This window comes from Vibrio paucivorans (assembly GCF_054053395.1).
In genome coordinates this window covers 257329-280603 of record NZ_CM133231.1, presented here as the reverse complement: position 1 = coordinate 280603, position 23275 = coordinate 257329, and the positions used below count along the sequence as shown (strand labels likewise).

Below are 23275 nucleotides of genomic sequence, written 5' to 3'. Positions count from 1 at the left end.
GTTAACGAGTATTGGAATTTGGGTTATTCCTAAACATTTCAAACAATGCTTAGGAAATACGCATCAGTTATTTGAAACAATAAATAGCACTTCTACGCGGCGATTACAGGCTTTACCCGCCTTGGTTTTGTTTGAACACGCCGGAACGTATTCTCCATAGCCACGAGTGAATATTGAGTCCATTGCCACATTGTTTCTTACCAGTGTCTGTTTCACCTGCTTAGCACGACGTAGTGACAACCCATCGTTAAAGTTTGGTGTGCCCGTGCTGTCAGCGTGGCCATCAATGACAACATCAATGCCCGGCTCTGTCGCCAAGTAGCGCCCCATCATACCTAACCAGTATGAAGAGTCAGGAGAAACGACACTGGATCCGGTTTCGAACTTTACTGTATCTTTCAACTTCACCATGACATGGTTGCCCGGTAACACTTCGTAGTCGACACCGTTTTTAAGAAGGAAACTCTGCAATGAGTCATAGCTAGTGGTGCGCTCTTGCCCCATAGGGCCTTTCACGCCAGCTACCGATGTTTTCGGAGCATCACCCCAACTTGGTTGACGCACATCCATATCACCCTTTGGCGCAGTATCAAGCATACTATCACCAAATAGCATCGCATCTGGCGGTAGCGTTCCACATCCAGTTAATAGTAACAACATAGAAAGAGATAAATACTTCATCGTCACACCGTCTCGTATTCCAACTTACATAGACTTTATCGGCACCGATATAGAAACTTTAGCAAAAAATAATTCGAATCACTTTTCTAAAAGATATCGGTTTTCGATTACAGCCTTAACCGCTAGAATCTAGGCACTTTCTTTTACTTTGTATATTTATATGAAAAAACTCTCTCTGATGTTTGCAACGGTAGTCCTAAGTGTTACTGCACTGATTGGATGCTCTGAATCTTCTCTGCCAGTCGAAGGTAAACAGTTCGAGCAGTTGCCAGCAAACCTGTCTACTTACCGCCTCCCGCCAGTGACAGAGGTATTCTCACTAAACTGTGGTCACTGTCGTAAAATGGAAGCTGTCATCCCTGAGCTCGAAAAGCTAACCAACCAAAAATTTGGCAAGGTACACGTTACCTTTAACGAAAGTGCTCAAATTGGTGCAATGATCTACTACTCTGCAGAAATGCAACTGGGTAAAGCACCAGACCATAAAATGATGGAAGAATTGTTTGCTGCTGTGCAAATGGGTGACGGCGCGACACTGCAAGAGAAAAAAACAGCAATTGACACTGTATTCACCAGTCGCGGCTTGATCAGCCCATACGATTTCGATGAAAAGCAACAAAAACAACTGTTTGCAGCCATGCAAGTCGCTGACGATATCTCAGTGAAAGCGCAGATCAACTCGGTTCCAACTTTCATTGTTAATGGTAAATATCAGGTCATTACAACGGGCCACAAAGACGAGCAAGACATTGCTGCAACGATTAACTACTTAATTCAGAACTACTAAGGACACAACAACATGGGCAAGTTTGCTTTTCCTATTATCATTTTCCTACTAGCGGGCTTTTTCATTTACCGCACATGGACTAACCACAAAGCTGCCGATGTAAACTTCCAAGAAGGCCAAGCATTTCTTGCTGAAAATGGTCAAAAGGAAGGTGTCATCACCACTGAGTCTGGATTGCAGTATCAAGTGCTTCAAGAAGGTACCGGCACGGTTCACCCAACCGCGAACAGCCGCGTAAAAGTTCACTACCACGGTACGCTAATCGATGGCACTGTGTTCGACAGCTCAGTAGAGCGTAATGAACCAATAGCATTTGGTCTTAACCAAGTGATTAAAGGCTGGCAAGAAGGTGTTCAGTACATGGTAGAAGGCCAAAAAATTCGCCTGTTCGTACCAAGTACACTTGGCTACGGTAAAAGCGGCACCGGCCCTATCCCACCTTCAGCGACACTGATTTTTGATATTGAGTTACTAGAAATCCAGTAACAGTGCCTCATTAATGAGTAAGACAATAAAAGCCCCGCTTATCAAGCGGGGCTTTTTATATTGACTGAATAAGGGTTTACTAGGGCAATGGATAGAAAACCAGTTTATCACCTTCGACCATAACACAGTCCATTCCAGCAGCATGCGCTGCTTGCTTCCCCAATGCGGTGTCTTCAAACACAACGCACTGCTGTGGCTCTAAACCGAGTTTTTCAGCCGCCAACAAAAAGGTGTCTGGCTCCGGTTTGTGCTTGTCGACGTCGGTCGCCGTCACAACTGCGTCTAACTTATTAATGATACCTGTTGTGTCCAACAACCTATTTGCACTGTCGCGCTGGCTTCCCGTTCCAACCGCCATTTTCTTTTTACCGTAAAATTCATTTAGTACGTGATTTGTGCAAGGAATGATAGCACCGAAATCTTCGAATGATGCGAATGTCGACATCTTAAACTCAGACACCTCTCTCGGATTTAATGCCATACCGTGCTTACGATTTATCTCGCCTACAATTTTAACACTTGGCATTCCACCCAAGCTGTGAAGCCATTCTTTGGTGAAAGGGAATTTGAAATGCTCTGCCGTTTGAGACCAAGCTTCGAGGTGGGCAGGCATGGTATCAATAAGGGTACCATCCATATCAAAAATGAGGCCTTGATACTTCTCTAAATCAATGTACATTCTCGTACTCTAATAACTTCTGGATGTACGAGCAGTATGCTGAAAATATCAAACACTGTCACCATACAAGCATGGGAAATTCAACTCACTGCAATTCGAGCTCAAGGTGCGGGCGGACAAAATGTAAATAAAGTTTCCTCCGCAATACATCTACAGTTTGATGTCGCTCACTCAACATTACCCCCTTTCTATAAAGAAAGGCTTCTCGCATTAAGGGATAGCCGAATCTCAAAAGAAGGCGTTATCACCATTAGAGCCCAGCAGTTTCGTACCCAAGAACAAAATAAGGAGGACGCATTAAACCGGCTAGCCGAACTAATACGGGGAGCAACGGTGGTACAAAAGAAACGTAGAGAAACGAAACCAACAAAAGGTTCTAAAGAACGCCGATTAAAAGCGAAGAAAACACGCTCGACAACCAAAGAGCTGAGAGGAAAATACAAGTTTTAATATTAAATTTCGGTTACTCGTTCAGCACTCTGAACAAAAAACTTGTTTTGTTACAAAAAGATATGAGAAAAGCGTCTAACAAACGTTCTCCTAGCCATCCCATCTATTGATATTCATATAATTAATGCCTACGCTTATTTCATAATTAAAATAATGCATTAAATATTATTAACTTAGGTAATCTTATGAATATCAAACAAAAACTGTATTCATTAGGGGTTATTGCCATTGTCGGAGTTATAGCACTTGTTACAGCGACGACTCAATTTGCCCATACTACAGAACAACTTCACAAAGCCACTAGCTTAGTACAACAGTTAGAGATTCGGCTTTTAAACTTGCGTAGAAACGAGAAAGATTTTCTACTGCGTAAAGATATGAAGTATCTAGACAAGTTTGATAAAAACATGGATACCTTCTTATCTCTAGAATCTGAGTTATCAACCATTCTCACCAGCCACGAACTTCCATCTAGCCAGCAGTTACGTTCCGATATCCTTAGTTACCAAAAAGGCTTTCAAGCTTTGGTCGCTGCCTACGCTGCACATGGCCTAAAACCCGATCAAAACTTACTAGGAACGTATAACTCTGCCATGGCAGCCTACGAGTCGTCATTGAGTGATACTCAGTTGGTTAAGATGATTGAGTTTGATCGCCTAATACGTAAAGGTGAGTTGAATGAATCTTTGGTAACCGCACCTGGGGCGAGTTCGTTTATCACGGCGGCACGTTCATTGGTCAACCAAAAGGTTGTAATTGGCCTTAAATATAATGAAGGTGCGTTAGGACAAACTCGCGCTTTATCCCACACAGTAGAAGAGCAGTTCAAGAGCTTTTCTTCAGCGTTAACATCAGAAACAGCGGCATCGAGCGAACGACTCTTCATGATTAAGCAAGCGGTTACGGTAGGTGTCATCCTGTTGATCATTGCGTTGGTTTATCAGATCTCACGTTCAATCAACACGCAAGTTGCTCAGTTGCTATCCGTTATCCAAGATATCGCGAGAACGAATAATGTCAGTATGCGCGCTGATCTAACCGGTAAAAATGAATTAGTCTCTATCGGTAATTACTTCAACCGCTTGTTGGATAAACTCGAAACCTTAATCTCTAGCACTCAAGAGAAATCGGGGCAGCTTTCTAGCAGTACTAATAGCATGCACAACGAGCTACAAGGTGTGATTGAGCAGTTCCATGTTCAAGCAGACCACACCACTACTATGGCGACGTCGGTGCAGGAAATGGTTGCTACCATTAACGAAATTTCTGAAAGCACCGCCGTAGCAGTTGAAGGGGTACAACAGGCTTCTGTGAATGCGCAAAATGGCCGCCAAGTGGTTGAATCAACGGTACGAAATATTGACGAGCTTTCTCATATTCTTGGTGAAAGTCAGCACTCAATTTCGTCATTGAACGAACATGTCGACAAAATTGGCGGTGCAGTCAACATTATTCAAGAGATTGCCGAACAAACCAATCTACTGGCTCTTAACGCTGCGATTGAGGCCGCTCGTGCGGGCGAGCAAGGCCGAGGCTTTGCGGTCGTTGCCGATGAAGTTCGCGCTCTAGCTAGCCGTACACACCAATCGACTGAAGAAATTACCAAAGTGGTATCTGCGATCCAGAGCCAAATGTCCGCGGTTGTGGTGAACATTGATAAATGTAACGACCAAGGGCAACAAACGTTGTCGGCATCTCAAACTCTGGATGAGAGCTTAAGCCAAATCATTTCAGATATGGACAATATTCAAGCCAACTCAGAACGAATTGCTTCAGCGATTGAAGAGCAAGGTATCGTAATGAATCAGGTAAGTGAGTCAATTACTGAGCTCAACAGCATATCAGACAACAATATGCAGTCGGCTCAGCAATGTTTAACCGAAGTGGATGTAGTGTCTGGTCAAGCCAAAGACATGGACGTTGCTGTTGCAGAGTTCACTACCAACAAATCGTAGTTAACCAAAGTCAAACGGGTTCGAACGCTAGAAAATTCTACGCTTCAAGCCCGTTCTTTCTAGGATTCTGGTGGAAATTTCTTCTACCGACATGTTCGATGTATTGATATACGGTATCGCTTCCCTTCTAAATAAACTCTCTACGCTATTGAGCTCAGTCTTACATTGAGCCGCACTCGCATAATCACTGCCTGCTAGGCGATTACTGCGAATCTCAGTTAAACGCGATGCATCAATGGTAAGGCCAAACAACTTATGTCGATGGATTTCAAACTGTGGCAGCAATCTAAGCTTAGCAATATCTTCATCAATAAAGGGATAGTTAACGACTCGCAGGCCAAACTGCATGGCCATATATAAACTGGTTGGCGTTTTACCACTTCTGGATACTCCAAGTAGAATGAGATCCGCTTCTTCTAACCCTTTTAGAGACACGCCATCATCGTGAGCTAACGTGTACTCAATCGCTGCTATACGGTCGAAATAGCCTTCGTGATCTTTTCCAACACTGTGCGAACGTTGCAGTTTCGGTTTCGCTTCTAGATTTAAGTCTTTTTCAACCAAGTTCACCATGGTATCGAGGACATCATAAAACAGTGCGTTTGCGGTCAATAAACGCTGCTTTGCTTCAGGTATAACCATGGAAAAGAAAACCAATGGTTTTTCTCCGCTCTGGTTATAGGAACGCTCAATTTCTTTAACAACATCTTCAACTTTGTCTTCATTTTCGATGAAAGGAAACGTTTGCTGGTTCACAGAGAAGGGAAATTGGCCTAGAACGGTGTGCCCTATCGTTTGACATGTGATGGCAGTACCGTCAGAAACGTAGAATACATCACGACTTTGAACTTCTGTTTGCATTTTCTGTTTAAACCATAAAATTTTTTTGAGTAAGATAACAAAATAATAACGATAACTTACTAGAGTGTTCTATTACGTAGCCCACAGCCTTACAAAATAATTACATTTTTTTAGGTATGTACGTAAACGTTTGCTCCCCCCTACAAACTTGCTGAATGTTTCTGGAGAAATACATGCAAAAGTACACCCTTTGGTTCAACACCCTGTCCATGAATGACGTGAACCAAGTCGGCGGTAAAAATGCCTCACTTGGAGAAATGGTTTCAAACCTATCTAATGCGGGCGTTTCAGTCCCTAATGGTTTCGCGACTACCTCCTTTGCCTTCCATGAATTCTTAGAGTATGAAGGACTAAACTCTCGAATTTACGAACTGTTGAACAAGCTAGATGTAGAAGACGTAGATGCACTACGCGAAACTGGCGCAACTATTCGTAATTGGATTCTAGACGCACCCTTCCCTGCCCTACTAGAAGAAAATATCCGTACTCACTACGCAACGCTTATTGAGGACAACGAAGAATTGTCTGTAGCGGTGCGTTCTTCAGCTACAGCTGAAGACTTACCTGATGCCTCTTTTGCAGGGCAACAAGAAACATTCCTAAACGTGAAAGGTATTGATGCCGTGCTTGAGGCAACTAAGCACGTTTATGCTTCATTATTTAACGATCGCGCAATTTCATACCGTGTTCACCAAGGCTTTGACCACGAAGGCATCGCTCTTTCCGCAGGCATCCAGCGTATGGTGCGTTCAGATAAAGCTTCCTCTGGCGTGATGTTCACTCTGGACACTGAATCTGGTTTCGACCAAGTGGTATTCATCACCTCTTCTTGGGGCCTAGGCGAGATGGTTGTTCAGGGCGCTGTTAACCCAGACGAATTCTACGTACACAAACCATTACTAGAAGCAGGCCAAGCGCCAATCGTTAAGAAAACCTTTGGTTCTAAACTGACTAAGATGATCTATTCAACCAACCAAGAGATTGGTAAACAGGTGGACATCATCGACACCACGTCTGAAGAGCAAAATGCATTCTCGCTGAACGACGACGAGATCAAAAAGCTGGCTAAACAAGCGATGATCATTGAAAAGCACTACGAGCGTCCTATGGACATCGAATGGGCAAAAGATGGCATCGACGGCAAGCTCTACATCGTTCAAGCTCGCCCAGAAACGGTATGTTCTCAAAGTGAGCAAAATGTCATCGAGCGTTATGAGCTCAATAACAAAGCTGAAGTTCTTATTGAAGGCCGTGCTATCGGCCAGCGTATTGGTTCAGGTACAGTTCGACTGGTTGACTCATTGGATCAAATGTCACTGGTAAAAGAAGGCGATGTACTGGTTACAGACATGACTGACCCTGATTGGGAACCTGTCATGAAGAAAGCGGCAGCGATCATCACTAACCGCGGCGGTCGTACTTGTCACGCAGCGATCATTGCACGTGAGCTTGGTATCCCAGCCATTGTAGGCTGTGGTAATGCAACCACAGCTCTAACCGATGGCAGTGTTGTTACCGCTTCTTGTTCGGAAGGTGAAACGGGTTATGTTTATCAAGGCGAACTGGATTTTGAAATCCGTCGTTCTGCGGTTGATGAACTGCCGCTGCTACCAACGAAAGTAATGATGAACGTCGGTAACCCAGATCGTGCTTTCGACTTTGCTCAGATTCCAAACGAAGGGGTTGGTCTGGCGCGTTTAGAGTTCATCATCAACAAGATGATTGGCATCCACCCTAAAGCCCTGCTTAACTTTGACCAACAAAGCGAAGAGCTGCAAGAAAAGATCCGTCACTGCATCCGTGGTTACGACAACCCTATCGACTTCTATGTTAGCAAGCTAACTGAAGGTATCGCGACCATTGCAGCTGCATTCTGGCCAAAACGTGTGATTGTTCGTATGTCTGACTTTAAGTCAAACGAATACAGCAATCTAATTGGTGGCCAAGGTTACGAACCGCATGAAGAAAACCCAATGCTGGGCTTCCGCGGTGCATCTCGCTACATTTCTCCTGTTTTCGAAGACTGTTTTGAGCTAGAAACTCAAGCTATCAAGCGTGTTCGTAATGAAATGGGATTGAAGAACGTTGAAATCATGATTCCATTCGTTCGAACTCCAAGCGAAGCCGCTTCTGTTATCGACCTACTCGCTAAGTTTGACCTGCGCCGTGGCGACCAAGGCCTGAAAGTTATTATGATGTGTGAACTACCATCAAATGCGGTACTGGCAGAAGAATTCCTGAAGTACTTCGATGGTTTCTCTATCGGCTCTAACGATATGACTCAGCTGACTCTAGGACTAGATCGAGATTCCGGCGATGTTGCTCACTTGTTTGACGAACGCAACCCAGCAGTTAAAGCGATGCTGAAAATGGCGATCGACGCGGCAACCAAAGCGGGTAAATATGTGGGTATTTGTGGCCAAGGACCATCGGATCACGATGATCTGGCTAAGTGGCTAATGGAACAAGGCATCAGCTCTGTGTCATTGAATCCAGATACCGTTATCGATACTTGGCTGAAATTAGGCGAAATCTAATTCAATCCATTTTATGTAAAAACTCAAAGCCTAGCGATTTCGCTAGGCTTTTTTATTTATGAATCAATACAGTAGCTATTCGCTTGAAGCACCTATTGGAACCCCGCACCTCTTGAATAGCCGTTGCCAATAATCCACATGCGCCTTTACCGCTAATCTAAATCTTTCATGATTGTTCTGTAATGAGTATTCATAGCCCGATTGGTGCGTTAGAAAAGTAAGCTGTGGGCTCGCTTGTAGATAAGCTCCATCTAACAAAGCGCTGTATGGTTGGATCTGCGCAATGTAATTGTTGTTAAACACATTGCGAAGGTATCGAAATTTTGTAGAGTCGCGGTTTTGGCGGCATATCACTTGAGCATCATTAGCATTTAGCAAGATCGTGATACGCTCTAGCCATTGTGACGAACGCAACAACGAGAAGTTCAACTCTCCAATTAGCCTTATTTTGTCGAGTGACTCTTGATATTGGGTCACATTGATTGGATCAACAGGAGCTGTATTAGCTATCAAGATATGAGTTTTGTTGATTGCAGTTAAGGCCGGCAATAACGTTCCTAAGTTCCAAGTATCCTCTTCAATCAACCATCGACTACTTTGTAGTTGGTTGCGCATTGCATCATCTCCAAACACCATGTTTTCAAAATGGAGCATCAATTGACTTTGCTTGAGCGCTGCAACTCTATTGAGCTCAGAAGCGACTTCAGAACTAATAGATTCATCACTTAAACATTGATATGCAGTATCAATAAAATTGAGCTGATAGTCGAAGTTACGAAACTTGTCATGAACTTTGCCGAGCGACGAGTTTTTCTCCGCTATGAGATGAAACAACCCACACGCTTTGAGCTGATAACTGTCCAATAACCCCATAGTGATGGCTGGAATATCATGCATTAGTTCACGTTTAGCGGGTAATGAAATGGACGTCGTAGCCGGCGGTTCTGGGGCATCAACCTCTAAGACATTTGATAGCCTTTGCAGGTAATCTTCAAAGCTGGCTTCTATCTTTTGAGATGGGCTATCACAACCAGACAATATAAAAAGGCTAGTCAATACGAAAATGTTAGTCGCTAGCTTACGCACTCGTTTATTCCAATTAACACCGTTTGTTCTAATTAGCTTACCAACGATTTCGCGTGTCAGAGGCCCTGAAACGCGAAAAACCGCTAGCCGAACACGAAAATCAACACCAGTATACCTAGGGCAAACCCGCCAAAGACCTTCAACAACATACTCAAACTACGCGTACCACCAATCGGTGATTTGTTGCAACAAACCATAATATTTCCTCCAAGAATTCATTTACGGTAAAGCCTCACCTTAGGTTAAGGTCAATCAAAGGCTTTACTCTCAACGAATTCCCCTTACAATTAGCGCAAACTTAAAAAGCTCAAGGTTGTCACCATGTCTATCCAATGGTTTCCGGGCCATATGCACAAGGCTCAAAAAGAGATTGCTGAAGCAATCCCTCAGATTGATGTAATTATTGAGGTGCTTGACGCTCGTATCCCTTTTAGTAGCGAAAACCCTATGATTGCAAAATTAAAGGGGGATAAGCCAGTTGTAAAAGTGCTTAATAAACGTGATCTTGCCGATCCTGAATTGACTCAACTTTGGATTGACCATTTTGAGAAAGAGCACAATGTAAAAGCGATTGCCATTACCACATCTCAGTCGCACGAAGTTCAAAAAGTCATGGAGTTAGTTCGTAAACTTGCGCCTCACCGTGAAGAGATTGGTAAAAACATTCGCACCATGATTATGGGTATCCCGAATGTGGGCAAGTCGACAATCATCAACTCACTGGCTGGTCGTACTATAGCTGTCACCGGTAACCAACCGGCAGTAACACGCCGTCAGCAGCGAATTAACCTGCAAAACGGTATTGTGTTGTCTGATACACCAGGAATCCTTTGGCCTAAAGTAGAAAACCCACACAGTGGTTTTCGTTTAGCGGCGACAGGGGCCGTAAAAGACACCGCGATGGAATATGATGAAGTGGCATTCTATACCGTCGAATACCTTGCTCAACAATACCCAGAGCTATTGAAAGAGCGCTACCAAATCGAAGAGCTTCCAGAGTCGGACATTGAGTTGATGGAGGCGATTGGCCGCAAACGTGGTGCACTTCGTGCGGGCGGGCATATCGACATCCACAAGTGTTCTGAAATCCTACTTCACGAGCTTCGCGGTGGTATTCTGGGTCAAGTTACCTTAGAGCTTCCAGAGATGATCACTCAAGAGCTGATCGAAGTTGAAGAAGAAGCCGCTCGTAAGGCTGAAGAAAAAGCAAAGAAAAAAGAAGAACGCAGAAAGCGCTACCTAAAAAACAAACGTTGATTATTTCGATACCATCAACGAAAAAGGGCGAACTGAGTGTCCGCCCTTTTTTATCGCCATTAACTTAAAGTTCAATACCCGCTAATTTCAGCAATATTGATTCAAGGTCGCTCCAAGGCATCAATTGCGAATCAATCACCTCCAGTCGAGACTCAAACCCTTCTAAGCTCAACTCATTAACCGACACAACACCATTAGCTACATTGAATGCGTAGCAACCTTTGTTAGTGTTCACGACGGCCTTGACTCGTTCCGCGGTAAGCGCACTGAGCATTGAGAATAACTCATCGAAATCAAAACGATACTCAGCACCGAACAGCCACCCACAACTAAAGTAACCTTGCCCTTTGTTTTCTTTGCGAATGTATTTTTCGCCTGGCGGTAATTCAAACTGCGGCTCTTGTTCTGCGTGCGCGTGATGGTGTGATTCAATTTGGCTTGAGGCTCCGTCGTACATACGTTCAATATCGAGTACTTCAATCGGAATACTGCCATTTTGAACTAGCTTGCTAAATACCTTCGATGGTGTTTGGTTCGTTACCCAGTCATTAAACTCATCGACATCATGTACAGTACATTGGTCAACTTTGTTACCTATAATCACATCGGCACTTGCCAGTTGGTCATTAAAATTCTGATTTTGCGTGTACTTTTCAATGCTCAGATTTCTTGGGTCTAGTAGCCCGATTGTCGCTTTCAAATCCACATAAGGTTGATACTGACTAGAGGTTAATGTGGCTATCACTTGTTTAGGGTGCCCAAGTCCGGTTGGCTCAATCAATAAGCGATCTGGCTTTTGTCTGAGCAACGCATTGATGCCAACAGACATAGGAACACCGGCAGTACAGCACATACACCCGCCTGGTACTTCTTTTATTAAAGCACCTTGATCAGTCATCATGGCACCATCAATGCCGATCTCACCAAACTCATTAACTAGTACCGCCCAGTTTTCGCCTTCGGGCTTATTTTTAAGTAACTCTAAAATTGCGGTAGTTTTACCAACACCTAAAAAACCGGTGATGATATTGGTGGGCACTTTGTTTGCCATTCAATACGCTCCTATCTGTAAAGGCTAAGCATTTGGTAAGTATACCCAATTAGCTCAAGAAAGTGTGTTTGAGTGCGGCAAACATCCATCTGTTTTTGACCATTTAAAACGACAAAAGGCGCACTACTAAGAGCGCGCCTTATCCCTCGTTACTCAATCGTGAGTTTGCGAATCAAGACGTCTATTGATGCGACTTGAACTGTTACGAGGATCTAGATTTGATTAGTTTGAATCCATCCAAATTGTAGGTAAGGCCAATTTGTGTCCTCCCTGCGAGTCGGTTCAGATTGCCTTACAACTTAACTATGGCTCAAGATAGGTAAATTACAAGCCACTGCATGTTTCATTTTCAAGAATGTGGCATAGGTCAAATCACGATAATTGAAAATCAATATTGCAAATATGTCGCTATAGTTAGACCAACTCAAGCGTATAATTCAAAGGTATGATTTCCTAGTCTTATTAAATGCCAGAGGCCTTCCTTAAATGACCAAAAGAGAGAAATTGAAGCTTTCACTACTCGCGCACATGCCTAAAGATGCGATTAACCAATTTCTTTCTTCAGATAAAACCCCATTTTCAGTATTAGCAATGTCTCTCATTGTCGGTATCTTAGCTGGATTAGTTGGAACCTATTTCGAAATTGCCGTTCATTTTGTGTCAGAGACCCGTACAGAGTGGTTAAAGAGTGAAATCGGCAGCGCAATTCCGCTTTGGCTGACCGCTTTCATTATCAGCGCCCTACTTGCGTTTGTTGGATATTACCTAGTACACAAGTTTGCTCCAGAAGCTGCTGGCTCCGGAATTCCAGAGATTGAAGGTGCAATGGATGGAATGAGACCCGTACGCTGGTGGCGTGTCATTCCAGTAAAGTTTTTCGGTGGTATGGGCGCTTTAGGCTCAGGGATGGTACTAGGTCGTGAAGGTCCAACGGTTCAAATGGGCGGTGCTATTGGCCGGATGGTGACGGATATCTTCAAGGTTAGTAACGACGACACCAAACACTCCCTATTAGCATCGGGCGCTGCTGGCGGCTTGGCCGCCGCATTCAATGCACCACTTGCTGGCATCATGTTTGTGGTTGAAGAAATGCGTCCGCAATTTCGCTATTCGTTGATTTCTATTCGAGCAGTGATCATATCGGCTGTATCCGCGAACATTGTATTCCGTTACATCAATGGCCAAGACGCCGTTATAACGATGCCGCAGTATCAAGCTCCCGAGATACCAGCCCTATGGCTGTTTTTATTGCTCGGTGCACTATTCGGTGTATTTGGCGTCTTATTCAATCGACTAGTGACATTGTCACAAGATATTTTTACTCGCATCCATCAAAATGACCGTAAACGCTATCTGATCACCGGCTCATTAATTGGTGGTTGTTTTGGCCTACTACTTATTTACGTACCTGAACTTACCGGTGGCGGTATCGGGCTGATACCCACCATTACTAATGGTGGGTATGGCGCTAGCTTCCTTTTACTCTTATTTTTAGGAAGAATACTCACCACCATGATCTGCTTTGGCTCTGGGGCACCAGGTGGCATTTTTGCGCCGATGTTAGCTTTAGGTACCCTGTTTGGCTATGCATTTGGCGTTATTGCTAAGGGTAGTTTTCCAGAACTCGATATCGTACCTGGCATGTTTGCTATTGCAGGTATGGGCGCATTATTCGCCGCTACCGTTCGAGCCCCTATTACAGGAATATTGCTGGTGATAGAAATGACCAACAATTACTACCTAATTCTGCCCTTAATTATTACCAGTTTAGGGGCCGTTATTTTTGCTCAATTACTTGGCGGCCAACCAATATATAGCCAATTGCTTCGTAGAACTTTGAAAAATGAGAAGTTGAGGCAGGAAGATCTGCCTAGCGAGCCTAAGAGTTAATTGCTTCATCAGCAGTGAAATTGTTACTATTTCTCGCCTTCACCACACATACCTGTTGGCACTATCTTTCTAATCTATTTAGGCTCATGGAGTAAGAGTTGAACTGGAAACGTCTCACAAAATTTCAAAATGTTCCCCCTTCTCAGGCTGCGTTGGCGCTGGGGATGATCGGTCTTGGGCATGCGTGGGCGTTGTACATTCCAGAAGTAGGTATTCCAATACGCCCTTATTTGGCAACGATGGGCGCATTACTGCTATTGCCCGTTCTGCTCAAATACTTCACCAGCTACTCCACATTTATTAATGACATTCGCCACCCTTTAAGTGGTAGTTTAATGGCGCCAATGAGCATGTCGTTACTGATGCTTTGTGATTACTTGGCCGAGATATCGCCGATTATTGCTTACCCTATGTGGTTTGCCGCGATATTACTTCATTGCACAATGATGATTATGTTTTTTGGGTTCCAACTCACTAACTTCAAGATGTCTAATATAGTCCCAAGCTGGTTTTTGTATCCAGTTGGTTTCATCAGTAGTTCGTTAGCTGGCACTCAATTTGGCCATGATGTGTTTTCTTCCACTTTGGTTAATATCTGCATCACGATTTACTTCTTCATGTTACCACTAGTGCTTTATCGCTTAGTGTTTGAAGGCAGCTTACCTCGTAGAGCTCGTCCAACCCTGGCTATTATGGCTGCGCCGATCAATTTAACACTCGCCAGTTATCTCGTTAACTTCCATGAGCCAGACCCTATCTTAACAGGCGCGTTAGCGGGCATCGCGATTACTATGACACTGCTGATTTACCTGTGCTACATCCGTTTAATACGTTTGAAATTCCAACCATCGATTGCCGCAGTGACGTTCCCATCGGTGATCAGCGCCGTCGCCATGCACCGGCTTACCTCATTCTTCGAGCAATACCACCCACAATGGCATTGGCTTCATAATTTCGGTTTGTTGGAACTTTCGATCGCGACAGGCTTGGTAATTTGGGTATCTGTGGACTATGTAAAAATGTATTGGCCTGAATTGAGTAAGGCTTAACAAAAATATATTCCGTTTCCTGTTGCTATTAGAACTAAGATCACACTCTTAATTTAGCAAAGCACGTTCATTCGTGTATATTTCACATCTGATATATTTAATTATATTTCAACGATTTAAATCAAATTATAGGTCCAAAACCCTAATCAACTGTATTAAAAACGAAAGTATCAATATTTTTATTTGTAATCATACGCAATAAATTAAATATTGTGCATCGACGTACATAAAATTCCGGTTCATAAATACCTTGTCAGCTGGCACTGATTCAAAAATATTAAAGGTATAACTATGAATACTTTGCATACTCCTATCCGCTTACCGGAATTTGTTGATACGCGCCTTAATTTCTTTATTGATTCTCTGCTAGACACTAAAGACACAGGTCGTAACTTAGTCCTAGGCTTAGCACCCCAAGAAACGGATATTAACCTTCAAAGCAACGACTATCTTAATTTGTCGTACCACCCAGACATAATAGACGCTCAGATCCGATCATTAGCGTCTAAAAAAGGCACACCTTTTATGTCTAATGTGTTTCTTCAAGCCGATGGGCTCGACAAGCAAGTTGAACAACAATTAGCTCGATTTGTTGGTTTCGATTCTTGTATCGTCAGTGCATCTGGTTGGACTGCCAACGTAGGATTGCTCCAAACTATCTGCGACAGCAGCACCAACGTATATATCGACTTCTTCGCTCACATGTCATTGTGGGAAGGTGCTCGAATCGCTGGTGCCAACATCCACCCGTTTATGCACAACAACGTTCGCCATTTGAAAAAGTTGATAAACCGTAACGGCCCGGGCATTGTGCTGATAGATTCGGTCTACAGCACCCTTGGTACCATCGCTCGCTTAGAAGAGATTATTGCGACTTGTAACGAACTCAACTGCGCAATTGTTGTAGACGAATCACACTCGCTCGGCACCCACGGTCCTTCTGGGGCTGGCTTGTTGCAAGAACATGGATTAACGAAACAAGTGGACTTTCTAACCGCCAGTTTGGCCAAAACCTTTGCCTACCGGGCAGGAGCCATTTGGTGTAACAATCGATTTGGCGATTGCTTACCCTATGTCGCGTTCCCATCTATATTTAGCTCAGCAGTGATGACACATGAATTAGAACGAATTGAAGCAACGTTAAAAGTGATACGCGGCAGTGACCTTGCGAGAAATAAGCTTCATCAGAACGCGAAACGAATTCGGAACGCTTTAAGAGGCATAGGGTTCGATATTCGCAGTGAAACACAAATCATAGCGTTAGAGACTGGTGGAAACACAGAAACCCGAATAGTGAGGGACTATTTAGAAAGTCATGGTGTGTTTGGTTCGGTATTTTGTCCACCAGCAACACCTAATAATAAGAACGTTATTAGATTATCGATTGATAGCCAATTAACAGACGGGCAAATTGATCACTTAATTAATGTTTGTAGTGATGCGTACGATAAATATTTTGCGCATCAGAATTCGTTTGCCACCAAGCCCAAACAAGCCAGTTAATTTTATTGGTTCTTATTACACTGTGTGAGTGAAACAATAAAGCAGCCTATTTGGCTGCTTTGTCATACTGTTGTTTCTGTTCGAATTGACGATTTACCATCTAGTGGGAATATCGTTCTAGTTCAGAGCATGGCGTACCTTTGCAAAAATGGGTAATGCCATATTGAGTCATCAGCAAAATTTCAAATTCATTGAGCTTAACGTATTCCATCATATCGCTAGATAAAATCGCACCTTGACTGACCATGACCTGCTCATAAAACGCCAGTTCTCTGCTCGGGATGATCTTATCGTGATTGTCTTCCTGCAAAGAAATGCTTACTGGTGACACAATATATTGACCGGAGGAAGTAAAACCAACCTGCTTACTCGTTAAGTACAGCAAATCATAGTGGCCATTGGTCTTGAACTCGACATTGACTGAGGACTCATTGAACGTATTTCCTTGCTCCGACTTATATATAGATGCGGAACGCGCAAAGTAGTGACCTTGAATATGGGAGTTTGAATACTGTGAAATACCCCAGCCAACTACAACACCGATAGCGACCGCAAGCGTTAGAAGCATCCCTTTTTTAATCACAATTCACCTCCTCACTACCTGGAGGGAAACTGAACGAACGCCCTTCGCGATCGACCAAAATCTGCTTGTTTTTGTATTTGTAAAGTGTCACATCATCTAGTGTACTAAATGATAGGCTATCTGTATCAATTTGGCATGAGCTGTATTGCTCAATCTCTAATACCTCCTCTGGTTTGAAGCTGCTTTTCGAAAAATAGCTGTATGACAAAAATGCCGTCAGTCCCGTCACCAAAACTAATAGCGCCACAAAGTGATGTGTAAGCAGAAGGCCCTCATGGGTATCAGGTTGTGCCGCTTCTACCGAGATATCTTCTCGTTCAAGTTGAGCCGAAAAAATATACCCTTTGCCGCGCTCAGTCACAATTATCTTGCCTTCACTATCTTCAAGCGCTTTTCGGCATACAGAAATAGTCTGCATCAAACTTCCGTCTTCAACGTGAATCCCTTTTGATAACCAAACTTGTTCTATTAACTCTTGCCTAGCCAACACTACATTTGGGCGCTGAAAGAAATACATCAACAAAGCCACTTCATTTGAGCCTAATCGATAGGTGCGCCCAGAGATTCGGTGCTGAACTTCCGACTTATCCAGATTCACTTGGATATCACTATTGATGATGAAGTGTTCCGACATGAGCTCTTCTTGGTGTTAATACAATGAAGCAGGAATATAACAAATAACTTCATCGGTATAAACTGAAGCAATTTATGTGCTTACCAAGCTTTCTAAAGTCATATAAAACAACCTAAAAGCCTCAACATAAGAACCGCTTTATCCTCAATAAGCATGTTTGAGGCTGTATCTCCCTTTCCTATTGGCATACTCCAGCATTGCTTGATAGCTGAGCCGTAACAAGCAGACATACAACAAACGCGGGCCGCTCTCCGCCCGTTTCTCCTCCACATATATTTGTACGCGCGATAAAAATAAGGAGTCATTTTGCTCTATTTAAAACGACAATATATATACGCTCTCGTAGGCTTATCACTATTTGGATGTAATTCGGACGAAGGTTCAGTTCAAGAACCAGTGTCTGTTTATGTACCCTACGACATTAGAGAACTGCCTAAACCAAATGATGGTTATGGATACGATGATGACAACACTATCCGAGGTGTAAATGAACCATCTGGGTATTCAGCATCAGAGCAACACCCCTACTATCAAGACTACAACAACTCCTACGCCGCTTTGGATGGTTGGGGTCTTTGTGCTGAGCCTATTTTGATCCCATTGCAAAGTGCAGATTCTGAGAAGCGCTTTCCTTTGGATCCAGATTCACTTGATGGGAATGTCGCTCTATACGATGAAGACGGCGACATAGTCCCAACACAAATATCTGCGGATGGCTCAACGATTAAAATTCAGTGTGAGCAGAGCTTGCAACCGGCTACAACCTACAGCGTAGTGGTCACAGACGGTGTGAGAACAGATTTCAATCACCCCCTACAAGCGGACGCTTCTTTTCTCAATCTGATTAGCGCATCAGAAGGAGACTTAGATGACGAGCAAAAAGAGCTACAGCAACAAGTCTTTGCAGCAATGAATCATCACGGTAGCAGCGCTGGATTTGTCTATGCGGCGCAGTTTACAACGCAAAGTTCATATTCAGCGCTTGATGCAATGCGAGACAATCATATCTCGAAAACTACGCTCTCTAGCGCTGCGCCCCTTAAAGAGAGTAAGAATCGTAAATACAATTTGTTCACCTACACACTCAATGCACCTTTCTATTTACCGTTTACGAAAGACAGAGAAGAAGAATGTGTGATTGATGAGTTCGACCCTAAACCAGCATGTCCTCCGCTGTATGAGTGGATGACAACTGAACAGGATGGCTTCCCTACCTATAACAATCCATTGCCGCAAGTCGTTGAAATGCAGGACATCGAAGTCAATGTTTATGCCCCCAAAGACCTTGATATGGTTAACGATGAAATACCTGTAGTTATCTTTGTTCACGGTGTAACAGGTCAAAAAGACGATACATCTCTAATGGCGGCAGACTACACCCAAAAGGGGATAGCGGTTGTCGCTATTGATATGCCTTACCATGGCACTCGTGTGCGTCATGATATCAACGGCGTAGAAATCAGTGCCAGAGCCAACAAGTCGTTCTTCATTAATATTGATTCGCCTTTAGCTCTGCGTTCCAACCTTCAGCAATCGGTATCTGACTTCTTAGGGCTTAGGTACGCACTTAACTCTTTGCCTTGGGTAAAGAATGATGATGTACATCTGGTAGGTCTGTCACTTGGTGGAATCATGTCGGTAATGATTACTGAATTCACCCAAAACCATCCTGATTTTTCACTAAAGACTGCCAACTTTGTAGTACCTGGGCAAGGTCTAACCAATCTAACGTTAAGCTCGAAAACCCTCGGTCCTGAAATGTCAACGGCAGTAAAAAAATCGCCTGATGTTCAACGCAGTATCGCAGAAACCGTGATACCAAATACTTGTACTGCAAGTGCAAGCAACCAAGAGTGTATTGAAGCGCTACGCGATTTTGTCGACGTATCTGAAGAAAACGCAATAACTGTCACACAGTTAGAAGACGACATTTATACGCTCATCGAACCAGGGCTTCTTCAAGGCGTACAGTCAACGATTGATAGTTCAGACCCAGCAAGCTTTACTCGCGACCAAGTGTGGTACAAACAACCAACCTTGCTTATTGAAGCCGTTGGAAACTGTGGTGAGACATGTGAGGTGGGTGAGTACATGCCAGATACTGTCGTGCCAAACTCAGCGCCAAACAACATCAGAACAGGTACAGACCCACTAATCAAAGCACTCGACCTCGATCCATTAGTAGATACCTACAACATTCAACCACATACCCGCGGTGTAATTAGAGCAATCACAGGTGGACACGGTACATACTTGTTCCCTTATGAGGGACCTATGGATGAAACAGGCCTGCCGGGCTTCCCAGAGGGCGAAACAATGAAGTTTGTTATGGACGCCAATAACACTCAGAAAATCGCAGTGAGATCTATGGTTCGTAGTGATTCTCACGCGGTTCGAATCGAGAATATTGAACACATCGAGACAGAGGTACCAAGCGATGAAGAATAAACCTATTCAGATTTTAGGCTCATGTGCCCTACTCGTTCCTTGTATTTCTCAGGCGGCTGGTTTTCAGCTTAATGCTCAATCTGCAACCGGTTTAGGGCGTGCTTTCGCGGGAGACGCCGTCATTGCGGATAGCGCGGCCATTGTGTCTAAGAACGCTGCAGCCATGGCATATCTCGAACAACCGACCATTTCTGTTGGAGCGGTCTATATCGACAGTTCCGTTGAAGCGTCTAACATCAGTTACACTCCTCTGGTTGGGGATACGACTCAACTCGCAGACACAACCCTTGATTCAGGTACATTAGTGCCCAACCTGCACTACGTTCACCCGCTAGAAAACTCTAAGTTCACCTTAGGTTTTACGGTTCACTCTAACTTCGGCACGACTATCGAGTTTGACGATTCGTTCTCCGCAGATGAGTTCTCAGGTACCACAGCCCTGACAAGCGTAAACACGGGTGTTGCACTAGCGTATGAAGTCAACGAACAGTTCAACATCGGTGCAGGCATTGACGTGATCTACGGTGCTGGAGAAATTTATCGCAAAGGATTGGTCGATATTGATGCTGATGGTATTGGTATTGGTGCAAACGTTGGGGCAACCTATCAAGTCAACGACAATAATCGGTTTGGGTTTGCCTACCGTTATAGTCCAGACATTGAAGTGGAAGGCACAATCACCAAAGCTGGCGTACCTGCTGACAAAATGAATGTCCCTTTGCCTGATATGGCAGAGTTCTCCGGCTGGCACAAACTCAATAGTACATGGGCAGTCCACTACAGTCTGCAATGGGTAAACTGGTCAGAATTTGATTCTCTTACTTCAGATTCATACAGTGACGCAATCAAAGAATACCAGTGGAAAGATGCTGGACACCTATCTGTTGGCGCAACCCACACCGTTTCTGAAAAAGTCGAGTTGAGAGCTGGCTACATGTACGACATGAGCCCGGTAGATGAACTTACCTCACTGTCTATCCCTGATTCAGATAGACACTGGTTAGCATTTGGAGGCACTTATCACTTCACGAAAGCTAGTTCAGTTGATTTGGGGGTAAGTTTCTTGTTTGGAGAGCAAACTCAGGTCGATGAAAGTTTAACGACCATCCCTGATACGTACACCAACATTACGTCCGACATTTCAACTGGCGCTGTACTATTTGGTCTTCAGTACCAACACAAGTTCTAACCTCATTAAGACGTTCAACTCTTAAACCGCGTTGTTCATGGCTCGACAAGGATGTCGAGCCAGTTTTTATCTACTACAAATAATTCTCTAATGTTTCCAGCAAATTATCTTTACTGACCGGCTTGATAAGGTAGTCGTTCATTCCAACCAGTTGCATTTTTTCAATGCTTTCCGGTGAACTGTCTCCGGTGTGACCAATGATTGGAATCGATGCAAAACTTTTACTTGAATTGCGAATATCAGAGGCTGCGGTATAACCATCCTTTACTGGCATATCAATATCTAAGATCACTAAGTCGATATCGCTGTTCTCGAGCGTATCAATCGCCTCTGCCCCATCAGACACTTCCACAACATGATAACCTTGTTTAGATAGCAAGATGGAAGTCAAACTGCGCAGAGAAACGTTATCATCTGCAAGTAAGATGGTTTTGTTATAGTTCACTTCTCGAGAAGGGATATCTCCACGATTGGCATGATGAGCATCGAAAATCAACCCATCCAGAACTTTACCAACGTTCTCTATTACACTCTGTTTTGAGGTAGGGTAAATCTCCAGGAATCGATTCCAATTGCCAGTGTAATGCTTGTTCTCATCATATAGGTAGGCAAGCTTACCAACGGTGAAGCCAAGTTTAGATTCAATCATAGATAAAGCATTGTCATTGAAGCTATCCAAATCGAGTAGCAACAAGTCATACTCAAACTCGTACTCTTCCAACCCTAATGCTTGCTCAGGCGAAATCGCTTTAAACGTGAAGCCTTGATAGAAAGCATGCTCATTAAACTTGCGGATAATTGGTTTCGACTCTCCCATATACAGGACGCTACGCGCACTCATTAAATCCAACTTAATTGATTGCACTTCACGTGATTGGTACTTAGGAAAGGTCAACGTAAACTCCGTCCACTGTTCAAGCTCCGAACGACATTCAATGTTACCGCCAAAAGAGTTCATCACCTTTTTACAAAACGGTAGGCCGAGGCCGTAACTACCATTCTTACCATGAGTATAAAAATCATTGAATATTTGGTCTAGGCTGTCTTCGTCGATGCCGATACCATTATCTTTGAATACTAGCCTGTTGTGCCATTCATCTTCATACAATGTAATGGTGATTTGAAATTCACTGTCATTTTGATAATAAAATGCGTTCTTCATTAAGTTATATAAAGAATACTTCAACAATAAATCACTACCAAAATATTCAAAGTTATCAACAACCTTTAACGACACGACATTTTTAGCGGATTTACTTTTATACGGGTAACTATTGAGAGTGTCTTCAATGACTTGCTGAATTGAATGACGTGTAAACGTAGAGTTGGACACTCGATTTTTGTCGATAGACGTCAACAATAAATCGATCGCTTCGTTGCCGTTTCTAATCACTTCATCAGCACCTTCCAGCAACTCCGTCACGACTTCGAGATCTTTTGCTGAAATCGTATAGCTATCCGAGCTTCTGTCATGCCCATTCGGCAACGTACTTTGGATTACATCGACAGACGTTTTTAATGCACTGAGAGGGTTGCGCATTTCGTGTGCAATACCAGCACCAAAAGCTTTGGCTATCGATACCTTCGATTCGTGTTCCGCTTGATTACGGAAATAGAACAAATTACCAAATACATAGGTAAACAAGAAGATTGGAATATATGGCCACATGACCATGTTGTAGGTAATTTCACCTTTTATCGTCCATGTAGTCAGTGCAGCAGCAATAATGGAAAGGATCGTCTGTAAAAACAGCACTTTACTTTCATGCACTAACAGCACATGTAGAAAGATACACGCCATCAAGGACATAACCCACACAGTTGACCAATCATTCATCAGAAGCATAAACATGAAGAAAAATGGCAAGCAGAACGTTATGGTAGCAACGTAATAATACGGTAGGTATTTTTGTAGGTAACTGGGAATATAGTCACGCAGCGCTAGTACGAGAAGAACAACCGCGCAAAAGCCACGAAGCAACATTGACTCATAGGGCTGTGGAAACATGAACGCCCAGATGTAGTAGTATACAGGGAAGCCTACAAAGCCCATCCACCCTACTAACGTAAGGTTAGGCTCCGCATAATGATAGATTTTCTTTACTACATCCATCTGTTGTACACTGGCAACTACTCAATAGTCCTTTGT

General features: G+C 43.5%; 19 protein-coding genes. 11 read left to right on the top strand and 8 right to left on the bottom strand.

Going from position 1 to position 23275, the window contains the following annotated elements:
- Positions 1 to 63: 63 nt before the first annotated feature.
- Positions 64 to 681, bottom strand: a complete 618-nt coding sequence (locus ACXABW_RS16395) for an OmpA family protein (RefSeq protein WP_252033997.1) — start codon at positions 679 to 681, stop codon at positions 64 to 66.
- Between the two features lie 160 nt (positions 682 to 841).
- On the opposite strand from ACXABW_RS16395, the gene ACXABW_RS16390 reads away from it, so the two are divergent.
- Both ACXABW_RS16390 and ACXABW_RS16385 read left to right on the top strand, forming a co-directional pair.
- Complete coding sequence (locus ACXABW_RS16390; RefSeq protein WP_457526234.1) at positions 842 to 1468, top strand: thiol:disulfide interchange protein DsbA/DsbL; 627 nt, start codon at positions 842 to 844, stop codon at positions 1466 to 1468.
- Between the two features lie 12 nt (positions 1469 to 1480).
- Entirely contained in the window at positions 1481 to 1954 is a 474-nt protein-coding gene (locus ACXABW_RS16385) for an FKBP-type peptidyl-prolyl cis-trans isomerase (RefSeq protein WP_252033993.1), read from the top strand.
- A 79-nt stretch (positions 1955 to 2033) separates the two neighbouring features.
- On the opposite strand, the gene ACXABW_RS16380 is transcribed toward ACXABW_RS16385, so the two are convergent.
- Positions 2034 to 2633 carry a beta-phosphoglucomutase family hydrolase gene (locus tag ACXABW_RS16380; protein WP_252033991.1) on the bottom strand — a complete coding sequence of 200 codons (600 nt, stop codon included), beginning with the start codon at positions 2631 to 2633 and terminating at the stop codon, positions 2034 to 2036.
- 36 nt (positions 2634 to 2669) lie between these two features.
- Here ACXABW_RS16380 and arfB point away from each other — a divergent pair, with 36 nt between their 5' ends.
- Both arfB and ACXABW_RS16370 read left to right on the top strand, forming a co-directional pair.
- On the top strand, positions 2670 to 3083 hold the full coding sequence (gene arfB, locus ACXABW_RS16375) for an alternative ribosome rescue aminoacyl-tRNA hydrolase ArfB (RefSeq protein WP_457526232.1): 414 nt from the start codon (positions 2670 to 2672) through the stop codon (positions 3081 to 3083).
- A gap of 185 nt (positions 3084 to 3268) precedes the next feature.
- Positions 3269 to 5038: a methyl-accepting chemotaxis protein gene (locus ACXABW_RS16370; RefSeq protein ID WP_457526230.1), complete on the top strand. Its 1770-nt coding sequence runs from the start codon at positions 3269 to 3271 to the stop codon at positions 5036 to 5038.
- Positions 5039 to 5065: 27 nt separating this feature from the next.
- Here the strand turns inward: ACXABW_RS16370 and ppsR are convergent, their stop codons facing one another.
- On the bottom strand, positions 5066 to 5899 hold the full coding sequence (ppsR, locus tag ACXABW_RS16365) for a posphoenolpyruvate synthetase regulatory kinase/phosphorylase PpsR (RefSeq protein WP_252033984.1): 834 nt from the start codon (positions 5897 to 5899) through the stop codon (positions 5066 to 5068).
- 155 nt (positions 5900 to 6054) lie between these two features.
- Between ppsR and ppsA the strand changes: the two genes are divergently transcribed.
- Complete coding sequence (ppsA, locus tag ACXABW_RS16360; RefSeq protein WP_457526227.1) at positions 6055 to 8436, top strand: phosphoenolpyruvate synthase; 2382 nt, start codon at positions 6055 to 6057, stop codon at positions 8434 to 8436.
- A 75-nt stretch (positions 8437 to 8511) separates the two neighbouring features.
- Here ppsA and ACXABW_RS16355 read toward each other — a convergent pair whose 3' ends face one another.
- Positions 8512 to 9522 (bottom strand): DUF3080 domain-containing protein, encoded by a 1011-nt coding sequence (locus tag ACXABW_RS16355; RefSeq protein ID WP_457526225.1) that lies wholly within the window; start codon positions 9520 to 9522, stop codon positions 8512 to 8514.
- A 321-nt stretch (positions 9523 to 9843) separates the two neighbouring features.
- Between ACXABW_RS16355 and ylqF the strand changes: the two genes are divergently transcribed.
- Complete coding sequence (ylqF, locus tag ACXABW_RS16350; RefSeq protein ID WP_252033978.1) at positions 9844 to 10779, top strand: ribosome biogenesis GTPase YlqF; 936 nt, start codon at positions 9844 to 9846, stop codon at positions 10777 to 10779.
- Between the two features lie 64 nt (positions 10780 to 10843).
- Here ylqF and ACXABW_RS16345 read toward each other — a convergent pair whose 3' ends face one another.
- A complete protein-coding gene (locus tag ACXABW_RS16345) occupies positions 10844 to 11830 on the bottom strand; it encodes a CobW family GTP-binding protein (RefSeq protein ID WP_457526222.1) in 987 nt (328 codons plus the stop codon).
- A 486-nt stretch (positions 11831 to 12316) separates the two neighbouring features.
- Here ACXABW_RS16345 and clcA point away from each other — a divergent pair, with 486 nt between their 5' ends.
- The 3 genes from clcA (at position 12317) to cqsA (ending at position 16272) form a co-directional block, all read left to right on the top strand.
- The gene (gene clcA / locus ACXABW_RS16340; protein ID WP_457526220.1) at positions 12317 to 13720 is read left to right on the top strand and encodes a H(+)/Cl(-) exchange transporter ClcA; all 1404 of its coding nucleotides are present in this window, start codon (positions 12317 to 12319) and stop codon (positions 13718 to 13720) included.
- A gap of 98 nt (positions 13721 to 13818) precedes the next feature.
- A complete protein-coding gene (locus ACXABW_RS16335; RefSeq protein ID WP_457526218.1) occupies positions 13819 to 14769 on the top strand; it encodes a TDT family transporter in 951 nt (316 codons plus the stop codon).
- A 291-nt stretch (positions 14770 to 15060) separates the two neighbouring features.
- Entirely contained in the window at positions 15061 to 16272 is a 1212-nt protein-coding gene (gene cqsA, locus ACXABW_RS16330) for an alpha-hydroxyketone-type quorum-sensing autoinducer synthase (protein WP_457526216.1), read from the top strand.
- A 100-nt stretch (positions 16273 to 16372) separates the two neighbouring features.
- Here cqsA and ACXABW_RS16325 read toward each other — a convergent pair whose 3' ends face one another.
- Both ACXABW_RS16325 and ACXABW_RS16320 read right to left on the bottom strand, forming a co-directional pair.
- Positions 16373 to 16855, bottom strand: coding sequence for a hypothetical protein (locus tag ACXABW_RS16325; protein ID WP_457526215.1), 483 nt, complete (start codon positions 16853 to 16855; stop codon positions 16373 to 16375).
- Positions 16848 to 17489, bottom strand: coding sequence for a winged helix-turn-helix domain-containing protein (locus ACXABW_RS16320; protein WP_457526213.1), 642 nt, complete (start codon positions 17487 to 17489; stop codon positions 16848 to 16850). The genes ACXABW_RS16325 and ACXABW_RS16320 overlap by 8 nt, the downstream gene beginning before the upstream one ends.
- A gap of 306 nt (positions 17490 to 17795) precedes the next feature.
- On the opposite strand from ACXABW_RS16320, the gene ACXABW_RS16315 reads away from it, so the two are divergent.
- The gene (locus ACXABW_RS16315) at positions 17796 to 19937 is read left to right on the top strand and encodes an Ig-like domain-containing protein (RefSeq protein WP_457526211.1); all 2142 of its coding nucleotides are present in this window, start codon (positions 17796 to 17798) and stop codon (positions 19935 to 19937) included.
- Complete coding sequence (locus ACXABW_RS16310) at positions 19927 to 21126, top strand: outer membrane protein transport protein (protein WP_457526209.1); 1200 nt, start codon at positions 19927 to 19929, stop codon at positions 21124 to 21126. The genes ACXABW_RS16315 and ACXABW_RS16310 overlap by 11 nt, the downstream gene beginning before the upstream one ends.
- Before the next feature lie 73 nt (positions 21127 to 21199).
- Here the strand turns inward: ACXABW_RS16310 and ACXABW_RS16305 are convergent, their stop codons facing one another.
- A complete protein-coding gene (locus tag ACXABW_RS16305; protein ID WP_457526208.1) occupies positions 21200 to 23239 on the bottom strand; it encodes an ATP-binding response regulator in 2040 nt (679 codons plus the stop codon).
- Positions 23240 to 23275 lie beyond the last annotated feature (36 nt).

Bases quoted from the DNA above. Each gene is read 5' to 3' on its own strand.
- ACXABW_RS16370 (WP_457526230.1), top strand. From the start codon at position 3,269: ATGAATATCAAACAAAAACTGTATTCATTAGGGGTTATTGCCATTGTC.
- ylqF (WP_252033978.1), top strand. From the start codon at position 9,844: ATGTCTATCCAATGGTTTCCGGGCCATATGCACAAGGCTCAAAAAGAG.
- cqsA (WP_457526216.1), top strand. From the start codon at position 15,061: ATGAATACTTTGCATACTCCTATCCGCTTACCGGAATTTGTTGATACG.
- ACXABW_RS16395 (WP_252033997.1), bottom strand. From the start codon at position 681: ATGAAGTATTTATCTCTTTCTATGTTGTTACTATTAACTGGATGTGGA.
- ACXABW_RS16390 (WP_457526234.1), top strand. From the start codon at position 842: ATGAAAAAACTCTCTCTGATGTTTGCAACGGTAGTCCTAAGTGTTACT.
- ACXABW_RS16345 (WP_457526222.1), bottom strand. From the start codon at position 11,830: ATGGCAAACAAAGTGCCCACCAATATCATCACCGGTTTTTTAGGTGTT.
- ACXABW_RS16305 (WP_457526208.1), bottom strand. From the start codon at position 23,239: ATGGATGTAGTAAAGAAAATCTATCATTATGCGGAGCCTAACCTTACG.
- clcA (WP_457526220.1), top strand. From the start codon at position 12,317: ATGACCAAAAGAGAGAAATTGAAGCTTTCACTACTCGCGCACATGCCT.
- ppsA (WP_457526227.1), top strand. From the start codon at position 6,055: ATGTTTCTGGAGAAATACATGCAAAAGTACACCCTTTGGTTCAACACC.
- ACXABW_RS16320 (WP_457526213.1), bottom strand. From the start codon at position 17,489: ATGTCGGAACACTTCATCATCAATAGTGATATCCAAGTGAATCTGGAT.
- ACXABW_RS16385 (WP_252033993.1), top strand. From the start codon at position 1,481: ATGGGCAAGTTTGCTTTTCCTATTATCATTTTCCTACTAGCGGGCTTT.
- ACXABW_RS16310 (WP_457526209.1), top strand. From the start codon at position 19,927: ATGAAGAATAAACCTATTCAGATTTTAGGCTCATGTGCCCTACTCGTT.
- arfB (WP_457526232.1), top strand. From the start codon at position 2,670: ATGCTGAAAATATCAAACACTGTCACCATACAAGCATGGGAAATTCAA.
- ACXABW_RS16380 (WP_252033991.1), bottom strand. From the start codon at position 2,633: ATGTACATTGATTTAGAGAAGTATCAAGGCCTCATTTTTGATATGGAT.
- ppsR (WP_252033984.1), bottom strand. From the start codon at position 5,899: ATGCAAACAGAAGTTCAAAGTCGTGATGTATTCTACGTTTCTGACGGT.